Raw genomic sequence first — 16349 nt, 5'->3', positions numbered from 1 at the left:
TTGATGAGAAGTTGCGAAGCACTTTCCAAATTTAAGTGAAATCTGCATTACTGGTTTTTAGTATAGACGCTAATTATTCACACTACAGATAAGTTGTCATCCTTCCCCTCTGGAATGAAATATAAAGAGCACATATACTGTATATCCATTCAGCAAATTTTGTGCAATACTAACTTGTTCGTTAATACTTGCTCTTTCGTTTATTCGTACTGCCAAGTTTATTTTTGTTCACTATCAATTCATTCGGGAAGTGGTAAATGGAGAATATCGAAGTCCGCGGCGCTCGCACGCATAACCTAAAAAACATCAATCTCATCATCCCCCGAGACAAGCTGATAGTTATTACGGGGCTATCTGGCTCAGGGAAGTCATCCCTTGCCTTTGATACCCTCTATGCCGAAGGTCAGCGTCGTTATGTTGAGTCTCTATCCGCTTATGCTCGTCAGTTCTTATCCTTAATGGAAAAGCCAGATGTCGACCATATTGAAGGGCTATCCCCCGCTATCTCCATTGAACAAAAATCGACTTCTCATAACCCGCGTTCAACTGTCGGGACAATTACTGAAATTCATGATTATCTGCGTTTGCTGTTTGCCCGCGTTGGTGAACCTCGCTGCCCTGATCATAATATTCCGCTAGCCGCGCAAACTGTCAGCCAAATGGTGGATAACGTTCTCGCACAACCCACTGACAGTAGAATGATGCTGCTTGCCCCTGTGGTAAAAGAGCGTAAAGGTGAGCATGTTAAGTTACTCGATAACTTGGCGAGTCAAGGCTATATCCGCGCCCGTATTGATGGTGAAGTTTGTGACTTATCCGATCCACCAAAGCTTGAATTACAGAAAAAACATACCATTGAAGTAGTCGTTGACCGCTTCAAAGTGCGTGAGGATATTGCTCAGCGACTTGCTGAATCCTTTGAAACTGCACTAGAACTTTCGGGTGGTACTGCGGTTGTCGCCGATATGGACGACCCGAAAGCCGAAGAGCTCGTGTTCTCCGCCAATTTTGCATGCTCGGTGTGTGGCTATAGCATGATGGAGTTAGAGCCACGCCTGTTCTCTTTCAATAATCCAGCCGGGGCTTGCCCAAGTTGTGACGGTTTAGGGGTTCAGCAGTTCTTTGACCCTGAGCGTGTGCTTCAAAATACAGAAATCTCTCTCGCGGGCGGTGCAATTCGCGGTTGGGATCGTCGTAATTTCTATTATTTTCAAATGCTCATGTCATTAGGTGAGCACTACAAATTTGATGTTGAAGCGCCTTATGAGTCACTCAGTCCAGCCATTCAAAAAGTGATTTTATATGGCTCAGGCAAAGAGAGCATTGAGTTTAAATACCGTAACGATCGTGGCGATATCACTGTACGTCACCATCCATTCGAAGGCGTTCTTAACAATATGGAGCGCCGCTATAAAGAAACAGAATCTACTGCGGTGCGCGAGGAATTGGCTAAATACATTAGCAATCGCCCTTGTGTAACTTGTGGCGGAACCCGCCTACGTAAAGAAGCCCGTTTTGTGTTTGTAGAAAATACAACACTGCCAGAAATTGCTGACTACAGCATTGGTCATGCGATGGAATTTTTCCAAAACTTAAAACTCAGCGGGCAGCGAGCTCAAATCGCTGAAAAAGTACTTAAAGAAATCAGCGATCGTCTAAGGTTCTTAGTTAACGTGGGTCTGAATTATTTAACGCTTTCCCGTTCCGCAGAGACGTTATCCGGTGGCGAAGCTCAGCGTATTCGTTTGGCTAGCCAAATTGGTGCGGGTCTGGTTGGTGTCATGTATGTGTTAGATGAACCGTCAATCGGATTACATCAACGGGATAATGACCGCTTACTCGAAACGCTGGTTCACCTGCGTAATCTCGGCAATACCGTGATTGTAGTTGAGCATGACGAAGATGCGATTCGTGCCGCTGACCATGTGATTGATATTGGACCCGGTGCGGGGGTTCATGGTGGGCAAATCGTAGCACAAGGTACACTGGACGATATTGTTTCTAATCCAGAATCTCTAACAGGTAAATTCTTGAGTGGAGAACGCCGAATTGAGATCCCACAAGCTCGCGTTCCTTTTAATAAAGATAAAGTGCTCACCGTCGTTGGCGCAACGGGTAACAACCTGAAGAATGTCACCTTAACGATTCCCGTTGGCTTATTTACGTGTATTACAGGGGTTTCAGGCTCAGGAAAGTCAACGCTGATTAATGATACGTTATTCCCAATTGCGCAGCGCCAATTGAATGGTGCAACGGTGATTAACCCTGCACCTTATGCTCATGTCGAAGGTTTAGAGCATTTCGATAAAGTTATCGACATCGACCAGAGCCCTATTGGACGAACGCCTCGTTCAAACCCTGCAACTTACACAGGGATATTTACGCCGATCCGCGAGCTATTCGCTGGCGTACCAGAATCACGGACTCGTGGCTATAACCCAGGGCGTTTTAGCTTTAACGTGAAAGGTGGGCGCTGTGAGGCTTGCCAAGGCGATGGCGTGATTAAAGTTGAAATGCATTTCTTGCCGGATGTGTATGTGCCGTGTGACCAATGTAAAGGCAAACGCTATAACCGCGAAACCTTAGAAATTAAATATAAAGGTAAAAGTATCCATGAAGTGCTGGATATGACCATCGAAGAGTCTCGTGAGTTCTTTGATGCTGTTCCTGCTCTGGCTCGTAAGCTACAAACACTGATGGATGTTGGCTTGTCATATATTCGTTTAGGTCAATCCGCCACCACATTATCAGGCGGTGAAGCTCAACGCGTGAAATTAGCTCGCGAGTTATCTAAACGAGGAACAGGGCAAACCATCTATATCTTGGATGAACCAACCACAGGACTGCATTTTGCCGATATTCAACAGCTGTTAGTCGTCCTGCATCAGTTACGAGACCAAGGTAATACCATCGTGGTTATCGAGCATAACTTAGATGTCATCAAAACGGCAGACTGGATTGTTGATTTAGGACCGGAAGGTGGTAGTGGAGGCGGTGAGATTTTAATTTCTGGAACCCCAGAGGAAGTTGCTGAATGTGAAAAATCCCATACAGCACGCTTTTTAAAACCTATCCTAGCTCGTGGATACTAAATAAGTCTGAATACAAAAAGGGGAACACACTGTTCCCCTTTTTAATGCTTAAATAACAATTTGTTATTAGCTCACAGCCGCAAATGCTTCCACAATGCGTTTCACATTATGGCGATTCACACCAGCCATACACACACGACCAGTTCCAACCAAGTAAACCGCAAATTCGTCTTTCAAGCGATCAACTTGCTGTTGAGAGAACCCCGTGTAACTAAACATACCGCGCTGTTTTAATAAATGGTCGAAGTTTTTGTTTGGCAACGCTTTTTTCAGCTCATCCACGAGTACAGTTCGCATCTCAAGAATACGCAGACGCATCTCTTCGACTTCTTCCAACCATTTCGCTTTTTGCTGGCTATCAGTGAGTACCGCAGCCACAATCTTTGCACCATTAGACGGCGGGCTTGAATACAGGCGGCGAACACCCGCTTTCAGCTGACCTAACACACGGTCACGCTCATCTTTATCCTTACAGATAACGGATAAACCGCCCGCACGTTCTCCATAGATACCAAAGATTTTGGAGAATGAGTTGCTTACAAAGACAGGTAAGCCCGCTTTAACCATTGCGCGAATGGCGTAAGCATCTTCATTGATCCCTTCAGCAAAACCTTGATACGCGATGTCTAAGAATGGAATCAATTTGTGTTCAAGTGCCACTTTTGTCACTTCATCCCATTGAGCTGGTGTTAAATCGGAGCCCGTTGGGTTATGGCAGCATGGGTGCATTAAGATAATGCTGTTTTCTGGTAACTTTTTGAAAGTTTCCAGCATTTCATCAAACTTAACCCCTTTGGTCTTTTCATCAAAGTAAGGGTAGTAATGAACTTTTGTACCTGCACCAGAGAAAATAGAAGCGTGGTTTTCCCATGTCGGGTTACTGCACCAAACTTCAGAATTTGGGAAATAATGGTGTAAAAAATCTGCGCCAATTTTCAGGGCACCGGAGCCACCGATGGTTTGTACGGTTGCAATACGCTCTTGTGCAATCAGTGGGCAATCTGCACCAAATACCAATTTTTGTAATTCAGTACGGTAATCTTTCAAACCTTCCATTGGCAGATATAACGATGCACTTGCTGGAAGTTTGCTCAGAGCAGCTTTCGCTGTGCCGACGGTTTCCAGCTCAGGGGTTTTCCCTTCTGCATCATAATAAAGACCAATACTCAGGTTAATTTTGCCTTCACGAGTATCTTTATTAAATTCATCCATCAGCGATAAGATTGGATCGCCCGGATAAGCATCAACATGTTGGTACACAGGATATCTCCCACTTGTAGGTTTTCTTTATTGCTTTTGTCTAGTGAAAATAACCCTTTAAAACCTATTCGTCTACATATTCCATTGCGACTCTAGAGGTTAATTTCGTTAGAAGTTCATAGTTAATAATGCCTGTTTGTGTGGCAATTTCTTCTACTGGCAGAGCATTTCCCCAGAGAATGACATCATCCCCCACTTTATCGGTGGCATCTGGACCTAAATCCACGACGGTCATGTCCATGGAAATTCGCCCAATAATTGGCACTTTTCGTCCATTTACAAGCACTGGTGTCCCCGATGGTACGTTACGTGGATAACCATCTCCGTAGCCAATTGCGACCACGCCAAGGCGGGTATTACGTTCACTGCACCATGTTTCACCATAACCAACACACTGCCCTGCCGAGTGTTCTCTGACTGCAATCAAAGTGGACTTTAGCGTCATCACTGGCAATAAACCGAAGCTAGCTGCACTTTTGCCTTCTTGCGGGGAGGCGCCATACATCATGATACCCGGACGAACCCAGTCATAATGAGCTTCAGGCCATAACAGAATCCCTGCGGAAGCAGCGATAGATTTCTCACCGGGCTTGTCAGAAACAAACTGTTGGAAACATTCGATTTGTTTCTGAGTTGTGGGAAGCTCAGGCGCATCAGCCTGACAGAAATGACTAACAATATTGATAGGTAAATCAACGTTGTTACAGCTTTGTAGACGCTGGTAAAAACTCTCTGCATGTTGAGGAAGAATACCAAGGCGGTGCATACCAGTATCGAGTTTCATCCAGACTTTAATTTTTTTAGCGAGCTGTGCACTTTCCAGCATTTCCAGTTGTTCAACGCAGTGGATCACCGTATCGATGTTATATTCCACCATCAACTGCAAATCAGATTGCTCAAAGAAACCCTCTAATAAAACAATCGGTTTTGTCACGCCTTGATGTCGAAGAAGTAAAGCTTCATTTAAACGTGCAACACCAAATCCGTCGACGATCCCTTGAATTTCTGTGCCAACCCCAATTAATCCATGACCATAAGCGTTTGCTTTAACAACTGCAATCAGACGGCTATTCGGCGCCAATTCTCTAACCCGTTGCAAGTTGTGTCGCAGAGCGCGGCGGTTTATTAATGCTGTTGCCGCTTTCATTTCTTCCTCTTAATTATTCATTTTAAAATTTAACTTATTTAATCTTTAATCTTCTATACGTATAAGCTCTAAATAGTTTGAACTGTAGCAAGGCGGTAAACGAAGCTATCCCTAGGAGCATACACAAGTATGTGACTAGGGTTGCTGAGAGCAACCAACACAGCTACAGCTCAAAATATGACGAGCTTACCAACCTCTAAATAATTCGCACTGTGGCTAGACGGCAAGAGAAGCTAAGCCTGGGGAACATACATAAGTATGTGACTCAGGTTAGCGAACGCAGCCAACAACGCCACAGTATGAAGTATGACGAGGTTAGGTTATTCGTCGTCGTAGGCCGGCCCCGCATAATTATCAAACCGCGACCACTGCCCATTAAACGTCAATCTTACCGTCCCGATAGGACCATTACGCTGTTTACCTAAAATAATTTCAGCAACCCCTTTGAGGTCGCTGTTGTCGTGATAGACCTCGTCACGATAGATAAACATAATTAAGTCAGCATCTTGCTCGATGGAGCCGGATTCACGTAAGTCGGAGTTCACTGGGCGTTTATCCGCACGTTGCTCCAAACTACGGTTTAGCTGAGAAAGCGCGACAACAGGTACATTCAATTCTTTAGCTAATGCTTTGAGAGAGCGAGAAATTTCTGCAATTTCTAACGTTCGGTTATCCGACAAAGCAGGCACTCGCATTAACTGTAGGTAATCGATCATGATCAGACTTAATCCACCATGTTCACGGTAGATTCGCCGTGCACGAGAACGTACTTCCGTTGGTGTGAGTCCCGAAGAGTCATCGATATACATATTGCGTTTTTCCATCAATATGCCCATGGTGCTCGAGATGCGTGCCCAATCTTCATCATCAAGCTGCCCTGTACGAATACGAGTTTGGTCGACACGGGAAAGTGACGCTAACATACGCATCATGATCTGGTTACCTGGCATCTCTAAGCTGAAGATAAGAACTGGCTTTTCTTCGGTCATTGCCGCATTTTCACACAAGTTCATCGCAAATGTGGTTTTACCCATTGATGGACGTGCAGCAACAATAATTAAGTCAGAACCTTGTAACCCTGCGGTTTTCTTGTCTAAATCTTGGTAACCAGTAGAAACCCCAGTCACCCCATCGTGAGGTTGCTGATAGAGCTGTTCGATTTTTTCAACCGTTTCCGACAAGATTGCTTCAATCCCTTTTGGACCTTCATCTTTATTCGCTCGCGATTCCGCAATTTGGAAAACTTTGGACTCTGCGAAATCTAATAAATCTTCACTACTACGCCCTTGAGGATCATACCCCGCGTCCGCGATGTCATTAGCGACAGAAATCATATCGCGTACAATTGCACGTTCACGGACGATATCCGCATAAGCATTGATGTTCGCCGCACTTGGGGTGTTTTTTGATAATTCGGCTAAGTATGCAAAGCCCCCCACACTGTCCAATTCACCCTGTTGCTCAAGGGATTCTGACAATGTGATCAAGTCTATCGGCTTGCCCTGCTCCAGCAGGATTTGCATTTGCCCGAAGATAGTACGGTGAGGGCGGCTAAAAAAATCGGCTGAAGTGACACGCTCTGATACGGTGTCCCAACGTTCGTTGTCCAACATCAGTCCCCCCAATACAGACTGTTCCGCTTCGATAGAGTGCGGTGGAAGTTTTAATCCTTCCATTTGCTGATCGCGCGGTGGGTTTGTCTTGTAATCTGAGGAGGGTTTTTTAGCCATACTTGAAATATCCACGTCTATAATTAACCAACAGTTAGTATACGCCAATCTGAGGTGTCATGTGGCGTCTTTCTTGTTATCTATACAAGATATTATTACAGCCGCTATCTTAACGCAGCGCACAAACCGATAATTCTTCTTATTAAAGCATCGCGTTATGATGGCGCTATTGATACTGTTAATAAAAACAAACTCACCCATTGGAGATGATCATGGCAAAACGTATTGAATTTTCGCAACATGGTGGTCCTGAAGTTCTCAATTTTGTTGACTATTCCCCGAACGCTCCTGCGGAAAACGAAATTCAAATTGAAAACCGCGCAATTGGCATCAACTTTATTGATACTTACGTTCGTAGTGGGTTATACCCAGTTGCAAGCTTGCCATGTGGGCTTGGTACTGAAGCCGCTGGCGTCATCGTTAAAACCGGCTCTCAAGTAACCGGTTTCAAACCGGGTGACCGCGTCGTTTATGCTCAAGGTCCATTAGGCGCTTATAGCGAAGTGCATAATGTTCCCGAAAGTGCGGTTGCACATCTCCCAGATGGCATTACGTTTGAGCAAGCCGCGGCCTGCTCATTGAAAGGAATGACTGTTTATTACCTGCTAAACCAAACCTACCAAATTCAAAAAGATGAAATTTTCTTATTCCATGCTGCCGCTGGCGGCGTGGGCTTAATCGCCTGCCAATGGGCAAAAGCGTTAGGCGCAAAAATGATTGGTACCGTTGGCTCAGACGAGAAAGCGCAGCGTGCGAAAGCCGCAGGCGCATGGGAAGTCATTAATTACCAAACCGAAAATATTGCTGAGCGTGTGAAAGAAATTACGCAGGGTGAAAAAGTCAATGTGGTGTATGACTCAGTAGGTCAGGCAACTTGGCTAGCCTCTTTAGACTCACTGAAACGTCGGGGCTTAATGGTAAGCTTTGGTAATGCCTCAGGTGCCGTGACGGGTGTTAATTTAGGGATCTTAAATCAAAAAGGTTCCCTGTATGTAACCCGCCCATCACTTGGCGGTTATGTCACTAACAGAGAAGAGTTAAACCAAGCAAGTAAAGCTCTGTTTGATATGATTTTAAGTGGCAAACTCAATGTGGATGTTCCTTCATCACAAATTTTTGCGCTGAAAGATGTGCAAAAAGCACACCAAACACTGGAACAACGCAAAACCCAAGGCTCTAGTCTGCTAATTCCTTAATCAATAAAAAAGCGCCAGTCTGCGATAACTGGCGCTTTTAAATGTCTGATAATTTCAATTTTAACTAATAGTGTCCTTTATGAGCCTGCTGATCTTTATAGATTTGCTGGTTCTCTTTAATGGTGTTGTACACTGTTCCCTCATAAGGATCCTGCTTTGGTGGTTCCCGCATTTGTCCACCTGAACTTGAGCACCCAGCAACCAGCAGTAGCAACGAAGCTGTCATTAATCTTTTCATCCGCATCTTCCTATTGATTAAATGAATTTAATCATAACATGCAGATAATATTATTCGGTCAGCATCAATAAAAATCAAAATTCCATTTAAGTAATATTTACTCGCCACGCGTCACAAATGCGAGGGCTTGTTCAACCACAGAGAGATCTGCGCCTTGTTTATGAGCATTTTCACTTAAATGACGACGCCACTGGCGAGCCCCTGGAATACCTTGGAAAATCCCTAACATATGGCGAGTCATGTGCCCTAAATAAGCGCCTTTAGAGAGCTCATTTTCGATATACGGATACATACTGCGCACCGCCGCAACGCTATCAACAATAGGCATATTTTCATCAAACAATTGATTATCTACTGCGGTTAAAATAGACGGATTTTGATACGCTTCGCGCCCAACCATTACACCATCCAAATATTTTAAATGCTCTTTAGCTTCTTCAAGGGTCTTAATTCCGCCATTTATCGCCATCGTTAAATGAGGAAAATCACGCTTTAATTGATATACCCGCGGGTAATCTAATGGTGGAATTTCACGGTTTTCTTTCGGGCTTAAACCTGATAACCACGCTTTACGTGCATGGATAATAAACATCTCACAGTCACCTTTTGTAGAGACTGTATCGATAAATTCACATAAGAATTTGTAACTATCTTGCTCATCAATCCCAATACGCGTTTTCACCGTAACAGGGATAGAAACCACATCACGCATCGCTTTTACACAGTCTGCCACCAGCTGAGCATCCGCCATCAAGCACGCGCCAAAACGACCATTCTGTACGCGATCTGATGGGCAACCGACGTTTAGGTTAATTTCATCGTAACCGCGTTCTTCGGCAAGTTTGGCACATTGAGCGAGTGCGACGGGGTCACTGCCCCCCAATTGTAAAGAGACAGGATGCTCTTCTTCACTGTAAGCTAGGTAATCGCCTTTGCCATAAATAATCGCACCTGTTGTCACCATTTCCGTATACAACAACGTATTTTTCGTTAATAAGCGATGGAAGTAACGGCAATGACGGTCGGTCCAATCCAGCATTGGTGCAACCGAAAAACGGTTAAGGTTTTTGTAACCACCAATTGTTGATGGTGTATTTTGTTCTATCGTTTGATTTTGTTGCATGTTGGTCTTTTGGCGTTGATATCGAATTTAAGGCTTATGCTGTTGTGAAATAGCAAAAGAAAGCCGCATTTTAACAGCTGGCTTTCTTTTGTCATAATAAACTGTGCGGATCATTTTCGAGGAATTAAGCAACTTTCTGGGATTTTTGTTTTAATAATGATCTATCGATATTCAACTCATTAAAAAGCAAGAAGAAGTTGGCTGGATTTCAACCTCATGGGCTCATGGTAAATACTTTATAAAATGCAATGCCTGTACCAACAATAATCCCAATAAACCATTTTAAATTAGCGGATTGCATATCCTTAATCTGGTTAAGAACTGATTGCTCTGATCTCAAAATAGACTGAACTAATATATTATATTTATCATCTATCTTTTCTTGCAAAACATCACATCGAATATCCATTCTTGCTTGCAAAGCACTACATCTCTCATCCATTTTTTCTTGCAAAGCACTACATCTCTCATCCATCCTTGTTTGCAAAGCATCACATCGCTCATCCATTTTTGTTTGTAAGGCATTACACCGTTCATCCATCTTCTCTTGCAAAGAGTTGCATCGCTCATCCATTTTTATTTGTAAAGCATCTATTTTTTCTTGCAAAACACCACACCTATCATCCATTCTTGCCAAAGCAGAATCATGCTTATCATCCAATTTTTCCTTCAGAATTTCATGATTGCTATCTACTTTGTTCGTGATATTCGTTATGTGATTTTCTAGTGTGACTTTGAGGGTATTGTAAGCCCCCATCCCTTGGATAACCCATTGCAGTTGTGCGCTCTCAGGTAATGCCTTTTCCGGTTGTTGACCTTCGTACATGTAAGGTTCCTTATGCGTTTCATGAAAAAATAGAAAATATGTACGTTCCAATACTTTCTTATTTTCTGAATATAACGCATATAGAAAAACACTTTTTCTGAATAAAAATTAGCAAGCTAATCATTTAGCTAACAAGAATAAACAGACTGAAACCTGACGCCCTTTTTATCAACAATAAAAAAGGCGCTTCTGGTTTATATTTTTTGGAGGGAAACTTGACCGAAAGTCATAAAAATCAGTGTGCTGCCTGCAACGCCGCGATAAACACCTTGCTGCTCATTCAACTCACATGCCAGTGCCGCCAACTGCCATGCATCATACTCTTCGATATCGCTCACACGGGAAGTCAGCAAGCTATTATCTTGCCGTTCACCGTAAACTTTAACCACAATTGCATCTCGCATTAATGACTCTTCAATGGAGCTATTAGCCCAGCCCCACATCCAACTACCCACATTTTGGTCATATGTCCCGATAATTTGCACTGGTGCAGTGGCCATCACATTATCTGGCGCATGAAAAATAATGGTGCCTTCATCTTGATCCACCGACCAACTGGCTTCGTCCAGTTTCCAATTATCACAATGGAACTGGTTTTTCAGTTGCAGGGAATTCATGCTGCGTTCGATTAATGCCTCGTAAGGCATCTGTTCTAATTCACTATTCATGTTAAATACAATCCCATTAACCAATATTTTTCAGTGCGTCGATGACCATTTGCCAAAACTTGTCGCGGTCTAATTTTACCGCTACCTGCGTGTGGCAATCCGCTGGGGCTGGATGGCGAAAATCTGCCACAGTCATTCCAAGCGTGAGTGTTCCCGTCAATTCAATATCCACAGGGACTTTCTGCGTGGTCATGACGGAAGGGTCAATAACATAGGCAACCGCGCAAGGATCATGCACTGGCGGCGCATCAAAACCTTGTGCCTGTTTGTACATTTTCCCAAAGAAATCCAATAATTCGACAACAAACTGCGAACATTGCGTATCAATTTGAGCGATTTTTGCGACCACATCTTCAGTTGCCAATGCTTGATGAGTTAAATCTAATCCAACCATCGTCAGAGGCCATTTCTCATTGAAAACAATGTGTGCTGCCTCAGGGTCAATCTTGATATTAAACTCAGCTACTGGGCTCCAGTTTCCTACATGGTAACCGCCCCCCATCAGCACGACCTCTTTCACTCGTTCAACTATCCGTGGCTCCAATCTTGCTGCTAAAGCGATATTGGTTAACGCACCGGTGGGAACCAGCGTAATGGTTTTTGGCGGGTGGGACATAATGGTATCAATGATCAGATTCACTCCGTGACGCCCATCTAATGACAGCGTTGGCGTCGGTAACTCTGGGCCATCTAATCCAGAGTCTCCGTGAATATCCGGTGCAACTTCCACTTCTCGCACTAAGGGACGTGCGGAGCCTGCCGCAAAAGGAATGCCGCGAATATTCGCCATTTCAGCGATTGCGAGTGCGTTGCGGGTGACTTTTTCAAGGGTTTGGTTGCCTGCAACCGTGGTGACGGCGAGTAAATCGATGTCTGGATTACCGTAAGCCAGTAGCATAGCGATAGCATCGTCATGCCCAGGGTCACAGTCGAGAATAATCTTTTTCGTCATAGGGTTGCCTTATCGTCAATCGGGATCCACATTTGCGGATCCCAATTTAACTATCTCATTCGGCAAAATCTATGCGTGATGTCTGAATACGAATAAATTTATTTCAAAACATGCGCATACACGCGTTTTGGTCCATCTTCATTTTTCGAGATATAGACACCTTGTAACTCTGGCGCAAAACCGGGTAACGCATTAATTCCGGCCTCTAACGCCTTAAAGTATTGCAAGACTGGACCTGCCCACACTTCCCCCGGCACAACACACAGTACTCCTGGTGGATAAGGTAATGCCCCTTCTGCGGCAATACGCCCTTCTAACTCATCCAGCGGCAATAGTTCCACATTGCCACGAATAAACTCAACATGAGCCTGTTGTGGGTTCATTTTGACTTGTGGAAAATGCGCCTTACGGAACATCTCTTTTTGTAGCTGCTTAATATTGAAATCTACGCTCAATTGATGCATTTCTTGGCATAATCGACGTAAAGTGTAACCTTGATACTGATCTTGATAACGCTGATACACTGAAGGTAAAACGTCTTCCAATAACGCATCTTCATCCAAAAGTTGTTCAAATCGTACTAGGTGGGACACCAACAACTCGAGCTTTTCACGAGATTCAGCAGGTGTTAGCAGGAATAGAATCGAGTTTAAATCACATTTTTCAGGGATCACACCATGTTCACGCAGAAAATGCGCCAAAATCGTGGCAGGCACCCCGAAAGATTCATACTCCCCACTTTCTACATCAATCCCCGGTGTCGTCAGCATCAGCTTGCAAGGATCAACGAAATATTGATCTTGCGCGTAGCCATCAAAGGCATGCCAACGCTCTTTAGGTATAAAATTAAAAAAGCGCTGCTCCGACGCAATTTGTTCGGTTGGATATTCATGCCACGGCTTGCCATCCACGAGATCAGGCACAAACGGCCTAAAGTGACGGCAGTGTTGAATAATGGATTTGCGTACCTCAATTCCTTGCCTCACACACTCCATCCACATCATTTCTCCCGCCGCACCTTGGTGCATACGTGCGTTCACATCGAGTGAGGCAAATAGCGGATAAAACGGGCTAGTAGAGGCATGCATCATAAATGCGTTATTCAGCTTTTTATGGGAGACAAAGCGATCCTGTCCTTTGATATGATTATCTTTTTTATGGATCTGTGAAGCTTGCGAAAAACCAGCTAACTGCTTGTGAACAGATTGCGTCACCATGATGCCGGGATCATTTTCATTCAATTCCAGTAATAAAGGCGAGCATTGGCGCATCATCGGAATAAACTGTTCATAACCCACCCATGCAGAGTCAAATAGAATGTATTCGCAAAGGTGCCCAATTTTATCCACCACTTGCCTTGCGTTGTACACCGTGCCGTCATAGGTGCCAAGCTGGATCACGGCAAGGCGAAACGGTTTTTCAAGCTGCGCTTTTTCTGGCATCACGTCGTTTACCGCATTACGCAGATAGCTTTCGGTAAAACAATGAGCATCAATCCCGCCAATAAAACCAAATGGGTTACGTGCCGTTTCTAGATAAACGGGTGTTGCCCCCGCTTGGATCAGGGCGCCATGATGGTTAGATTTATGGTTATTGCGGTCAAACAGCACTAAATCACCTGGTGTTAATAAGGCATTCAGCACCACTTTATTGGATGATGAAGTGCCATTCAGCACAAAGTACGTTTTATCCGCATTAAAGACTTTCGCGGCAAATTTCTGGGCTTCTTTTGCAGCACCTTCGTGGATCAGCAAATCCCCCATCGCCACATCGGCGTTACACAAATCAGTACGAAAGAGGTTTTCACCGTAGAATTGATAAAACTGCTCGCCAGTTGGGTGGCGACGGAAAAATTGTCCGCCTTGGTGCCCTGGGCATGCAAACGTCACATTATGACCCGCGGCGTAGTCCATCATGCGTGCAAAAAATGGCGGTAATAACTGCTCAAGATATTGGTTTGCAGCATCACGTAACTGGCGGCTATTTTCTTCACGCGCAGCAGGTGCTGGCGGTAAGAGCGCGGTTAAATAATCAGGTATTGAGGCATTGTCCGGTAGCTGTTTATCACTAATGACAAACAGCGGAATACTGAGTTTACTGTCAGCAACTCTCTTCCACAGTCCTTGGTTGGCATCTTGTTCAGAAAGCACAACCGCAGCAATATTATTTAACTGTGCATCGCGAATATCTACCCACTGGAAATGACCGGTAAAATAGATAGCGACCCCCTGGCTACATGCCACATTGATTTTCTTCATAGCAGTCTGGCTCTTGGTTAGCTGAGGTAAAGAGGGGCTCAATATACTTGATAGATACTGAGATTGAAATAGTCAGAATTAATGCAAAATTATTCAGTTTTGCCTAGGTTAAATATTTTTTATAACTCACTGGTTAATCGCATAAAAATTTAAGCACAGACAGGCTGGCTTTTTAAGCATAAACCATAAAAAATAAATTATTTGCAGATTAACCGACCGAAACAAACACTCTCAGTAGTGAATCAGTCGGTTAACTGTCGAGGATAACGAGGTTACTTGTTTCTTTCCACATACAGCGTTTGAGATGGATACGCAAAGTCCGCATTGTGGCTTTTTACTATCTCAATAATTTTCAAGTAAACCGCTTGCTGAGCATCTAACCATTCCGCCCAAACCGTCGTTTTGGTGAAACAATACACCATAATATTCAGGGAAGAATCGGCAAACGCATCGAAATAAACCAATATTGTTTGCCCAGTATCGATGTTCTCATCTTGCTTCAGCATTGTACGGATATCGTCCACAATCGCACTGATCTTGTCGGCATCCTCATAACGTAAACCGATTTCCGTTTTTATTCGTCGATTGGTCATTCGTCCTGGGTTTTCAACACTAATAGAGGAAAACAGTGAGTTGGGAATATACAGCGGGCGATGGTCAAAAGTGACAATCTTAGTGATGCGCCAGCCAATCTCCACCACCGTACCTTCGATATTTCTATCCGGTGAACTGACCCAATCTCCTATATTGAACGGACGATCAAAGTACAGCATGATCCCAGAGAAAAAGTTACTCAGGATATCTTTACCCGCCATACCGATAGCGATACCGCCAATGCCGCCAAATGCCATTAATCCTGATAGGCTCATGCCAAAATGTTCGCCAAATAACAGTATAATAATGACAATGACGGCGGTCTTAAACACTCGAGCAATGATACGTGCGGAGGTAGGGTCACTCCCTTTTTTAATCTGTTTCTTTTCAAGGCGGTTAACCAACTGAAAGAATTTTCGCGTGATAATTAATGCAATCACCGATATGGCAATTAAGTTAATTAGTGATGTCGAGATAAAGGTTAAATCAAAATCACTGGTTGCCATATCGATAGATTGTGCTGCCACTAGCACCATTACACATAGAACCATGGTCTGAATGCCATGCACCAAAATGCTTTTTCGCTTATGTTTATGTCGCTTATGTAAAACCTCGAAAAACAAATACAAGGCTAAACAAACGGCAATGATGGTCATGCCAATGGCATATTTTTCGAGTAGTGCTTCTATCATGTCTTATTGCCCTAAACTGACATTGAAAACTAATTTGCTGTGTAAAATATAACACTCTAAATAGTGAGTGAATAACTGCTAAGATAACAATTATTCACCTAGTTATCTCAATAATTATCAATTACTTTTTAGGTAATCCAATAATGAATAGCGCCTATTTTTCGCCTAAAGAGCAAGAGATCAACAATGTTCTATTGCTCTCCCCTCATCGCCGATATCTCTATTTTGTTGGCAAAGTTGCTGATTGGGAACAGGTTTGGACATTAACTAACCATGATGGATTAGTAACCGCGCAGAATGATGACCACCGCTTATTTTTACCGCTATGGGCTGCGAAAGAGTACGTAGAACTGTGTTTGACGGATGAATGGGCAGAATGTTATCCGCTACCGATGACACTAGAACATTTGATGACAGAAATCTTACCAGATATGGCAAGTGCCAATATTCAAACGGCAATCATGATGTTACCGAATGTGAAAAGCACTCCTATATTTGCTGCACAAAGCTTACTTGATGACTTACAAGAAGAGTGTCAACAATATGAATAAAAGGCTGCTCAACGGCAGCCTT

Annotated in this window: 13 protein-coding genes; 3 read left to right on the top strand and 10 right to left on the bottom strand. The window is 43.7% G+C overall.

Going from position 1 to position 16349, the window contains the following annotated elements:
• Positions 1-257: 257 nt before the first annotated feature.
• Positions 258-3092 carry an excinuclease ABC subunit UvrA gene (gene uvrA / locus PR795_RS15810; RefSeq protein WP_006658310.1) on the top strand — a complete coding sequence of 945 codons (2835 nt, stop codon included), beginning with the start codon at positions 258-260 and terminating at the stop codon, positions 3090-3092.
• Positions 3093-3158: 66 nt separating this feature from the next.
• On the opposite strand, the gene PR795_RS15805 is transcribed toward uvrA, so the two are convergent.
• From PR795_RS15805 to dnaB, 3 genes are all read right to left on the bottom strand, one after another.
• Positions 3159-4352 (bottom strand): amino acid aminotransferase, encoded by a 1194-nt coding sequence (locus PR795_RS15805; protein ID WP_006663296.1) that lies wholly within the window; start codon positions 4350-4352, stop codon positions 3159-3161.
• A 64-nt stretch (positions 4353-4416) separates the two neighbouring features.
• Positions 4417-5499 (bottom strand): alanine racemase, encoded by a 1083-nt coding sequence (gene alr, locus PR795_RS15800; RefSeq protein ID WP_181480554.1) that lies wholly within the window; start codon positions 5497-5499, stop codon positions 4417-4419.
• A gap of 320 nt (positions 5500-5819) precedes the next feature.
• Positions 5820-7229, bottom strand: a complete 1410-nt coding sequence (dnaB, locus tag PR795_RS15795) for a replicative DNA helicase (protein WP_006658307.1) — start codon at positions 7227-7229, stop codon at positions 5820-5822.
• 212 nt (positions 7230-7441) lie between these two features.
• Between dnaB and PR795_RS15790 the strand changes: the two genes are divergently transcribed.
• The gene (locus tag PR795_RS15790; RefSeq protein ID WP_036959788.1) at positions 7442-8425 is read left to right on the top strand and encodes a quinone oxidoreductase; all 984 of its coding nucleotides are present in this window, start codon (positions 7442-7444) and stop codon (positions 8423-8425) included.
• A 64-nt stretch (positions 8426-8489) separates the two neighbouring features.
• On the opposite strand, the gene PR795_RS15785 is transcribed toward PR795_RS15790, so the two are convergent.
• The 7 genes from PR795_RS15785 to PR795_RS15755 all read right to left on the bottom strand — a co-directional run bounded on the left by PR795_RS15785 (position 8490) and on the right by PR795_RS15755 (position 15776).
• Positions 8490-8663: a hypothetical protein gene (locus tag PR795_RS15785; protein WP_006663299.1), complete on the bottom strand. Its 174-nt coding sequence runs from the start codon at positions 8661-8663 to the stop codon at positions 8490-8492.
• Between the two features lie 97 nt (positions 8664-8760).
• Positions 8761-9786 carry a tRNA dihydrouridine(20/20a) synthase DusA gene (dusA, locus tag PR795_RS15780; RefSeq protein ID WP_272516939.1) on the bottom strand — a complete coding sequence of 342 codons (1026 nt, stop codon included), beginning with the start codon at positions 9784-9786 and terminating at the stop codon, positions 8761-8763.
• A 214-nt stretch (positions 9787-10000) separates the two neighbouring features.
• Positions 10001-10612 (bottom strand): hypothetical protein, encoded by a 612-nt coding sequence (locus PR795_RS15775; RefSeq protein ID WP_181480553.1) that lies wholly within the window; start codon positions 10610-10612, stop codon positions 10001-10003.
• A gap of 194 nt (positions 10613-10806) precedes the next feature.
• Positions 10807-11280, bottom strand: a complete 474-nt coding sequence (locus tag PR795_RS15770) for a DUF6882 domain-containing protein (RefSeq protein ID WP_181480552.1) — start codon at positions 11278-11280, stop codon at positions 10807-10809.
• Between the two features lie 16 nt (positions 11281-11296).
• Positions 11297-12232 (bottom strand): uridine-preferring nucleoside hydrolase UriH, encoded by a 936-nt coding sequence (gene uriH, locus PR795_RS15765; protein WP_006663302.1) that lies wholly within the window; start codon positions 12230-12232, stop codon positions 11297-11299.
• 98 nt (positions 12233-12330) lie between these two features.
• Positions 12331-14490: an ornithine decarboxylase gene (locus tag PR795_RS15760; RefSeq protein ID WP_272516938.1), complete on the bottom strand. Its 2160-nt coding sequence runs from the start codon at positions 14488-14490 to the stop codon at positions 12331-12333.
• Positions 14491-14762: 272 nt separating this feature from the next.
• The gene (locus tag PR795_RS15755) at positions 14763-15776 is read right to left on the bottom strand and encodes a mechanosensitive ion channel family protein (protein ID WP_006658299.1); all 1014 of its coding nucleotides are present in this window, start codon (positions 15774-15776) and stop codon (positions 14763-14765) included.
• Positions 15777-15919: 143 nt separating this feature from the next.
• Here PR795_RS15755 and PR795_RS15750 point away from each other — a divergent pair, with 143 nt between their 5' ends.
• Positions 15920-16327 (top strand): DUF2750 domain-containing protein, encoded by a 408-nt coding sequence (locus PR795_RS15750; RefSeq protein ID WP_181480551.1) that lies wholly within the window; start codon positions 15920-15922, stop codon positions 16325-16327.
• The last annotated feature ends 22 nt before the right edge of the window (positions 16328-16349 follow it).

Source organism: Providencia sp. PROV209, from assembly GCF_028479485.1.
Lineage (GTDB): Bacteria > Pseudomonadota > Gammaproteobacteria > Enterobacterales > Enterobacteriaceae > Providencia > Providencia alcalifaciens.
This window is presented reverse-complemented; position numbering and strand designations above follow the sequence as displayed.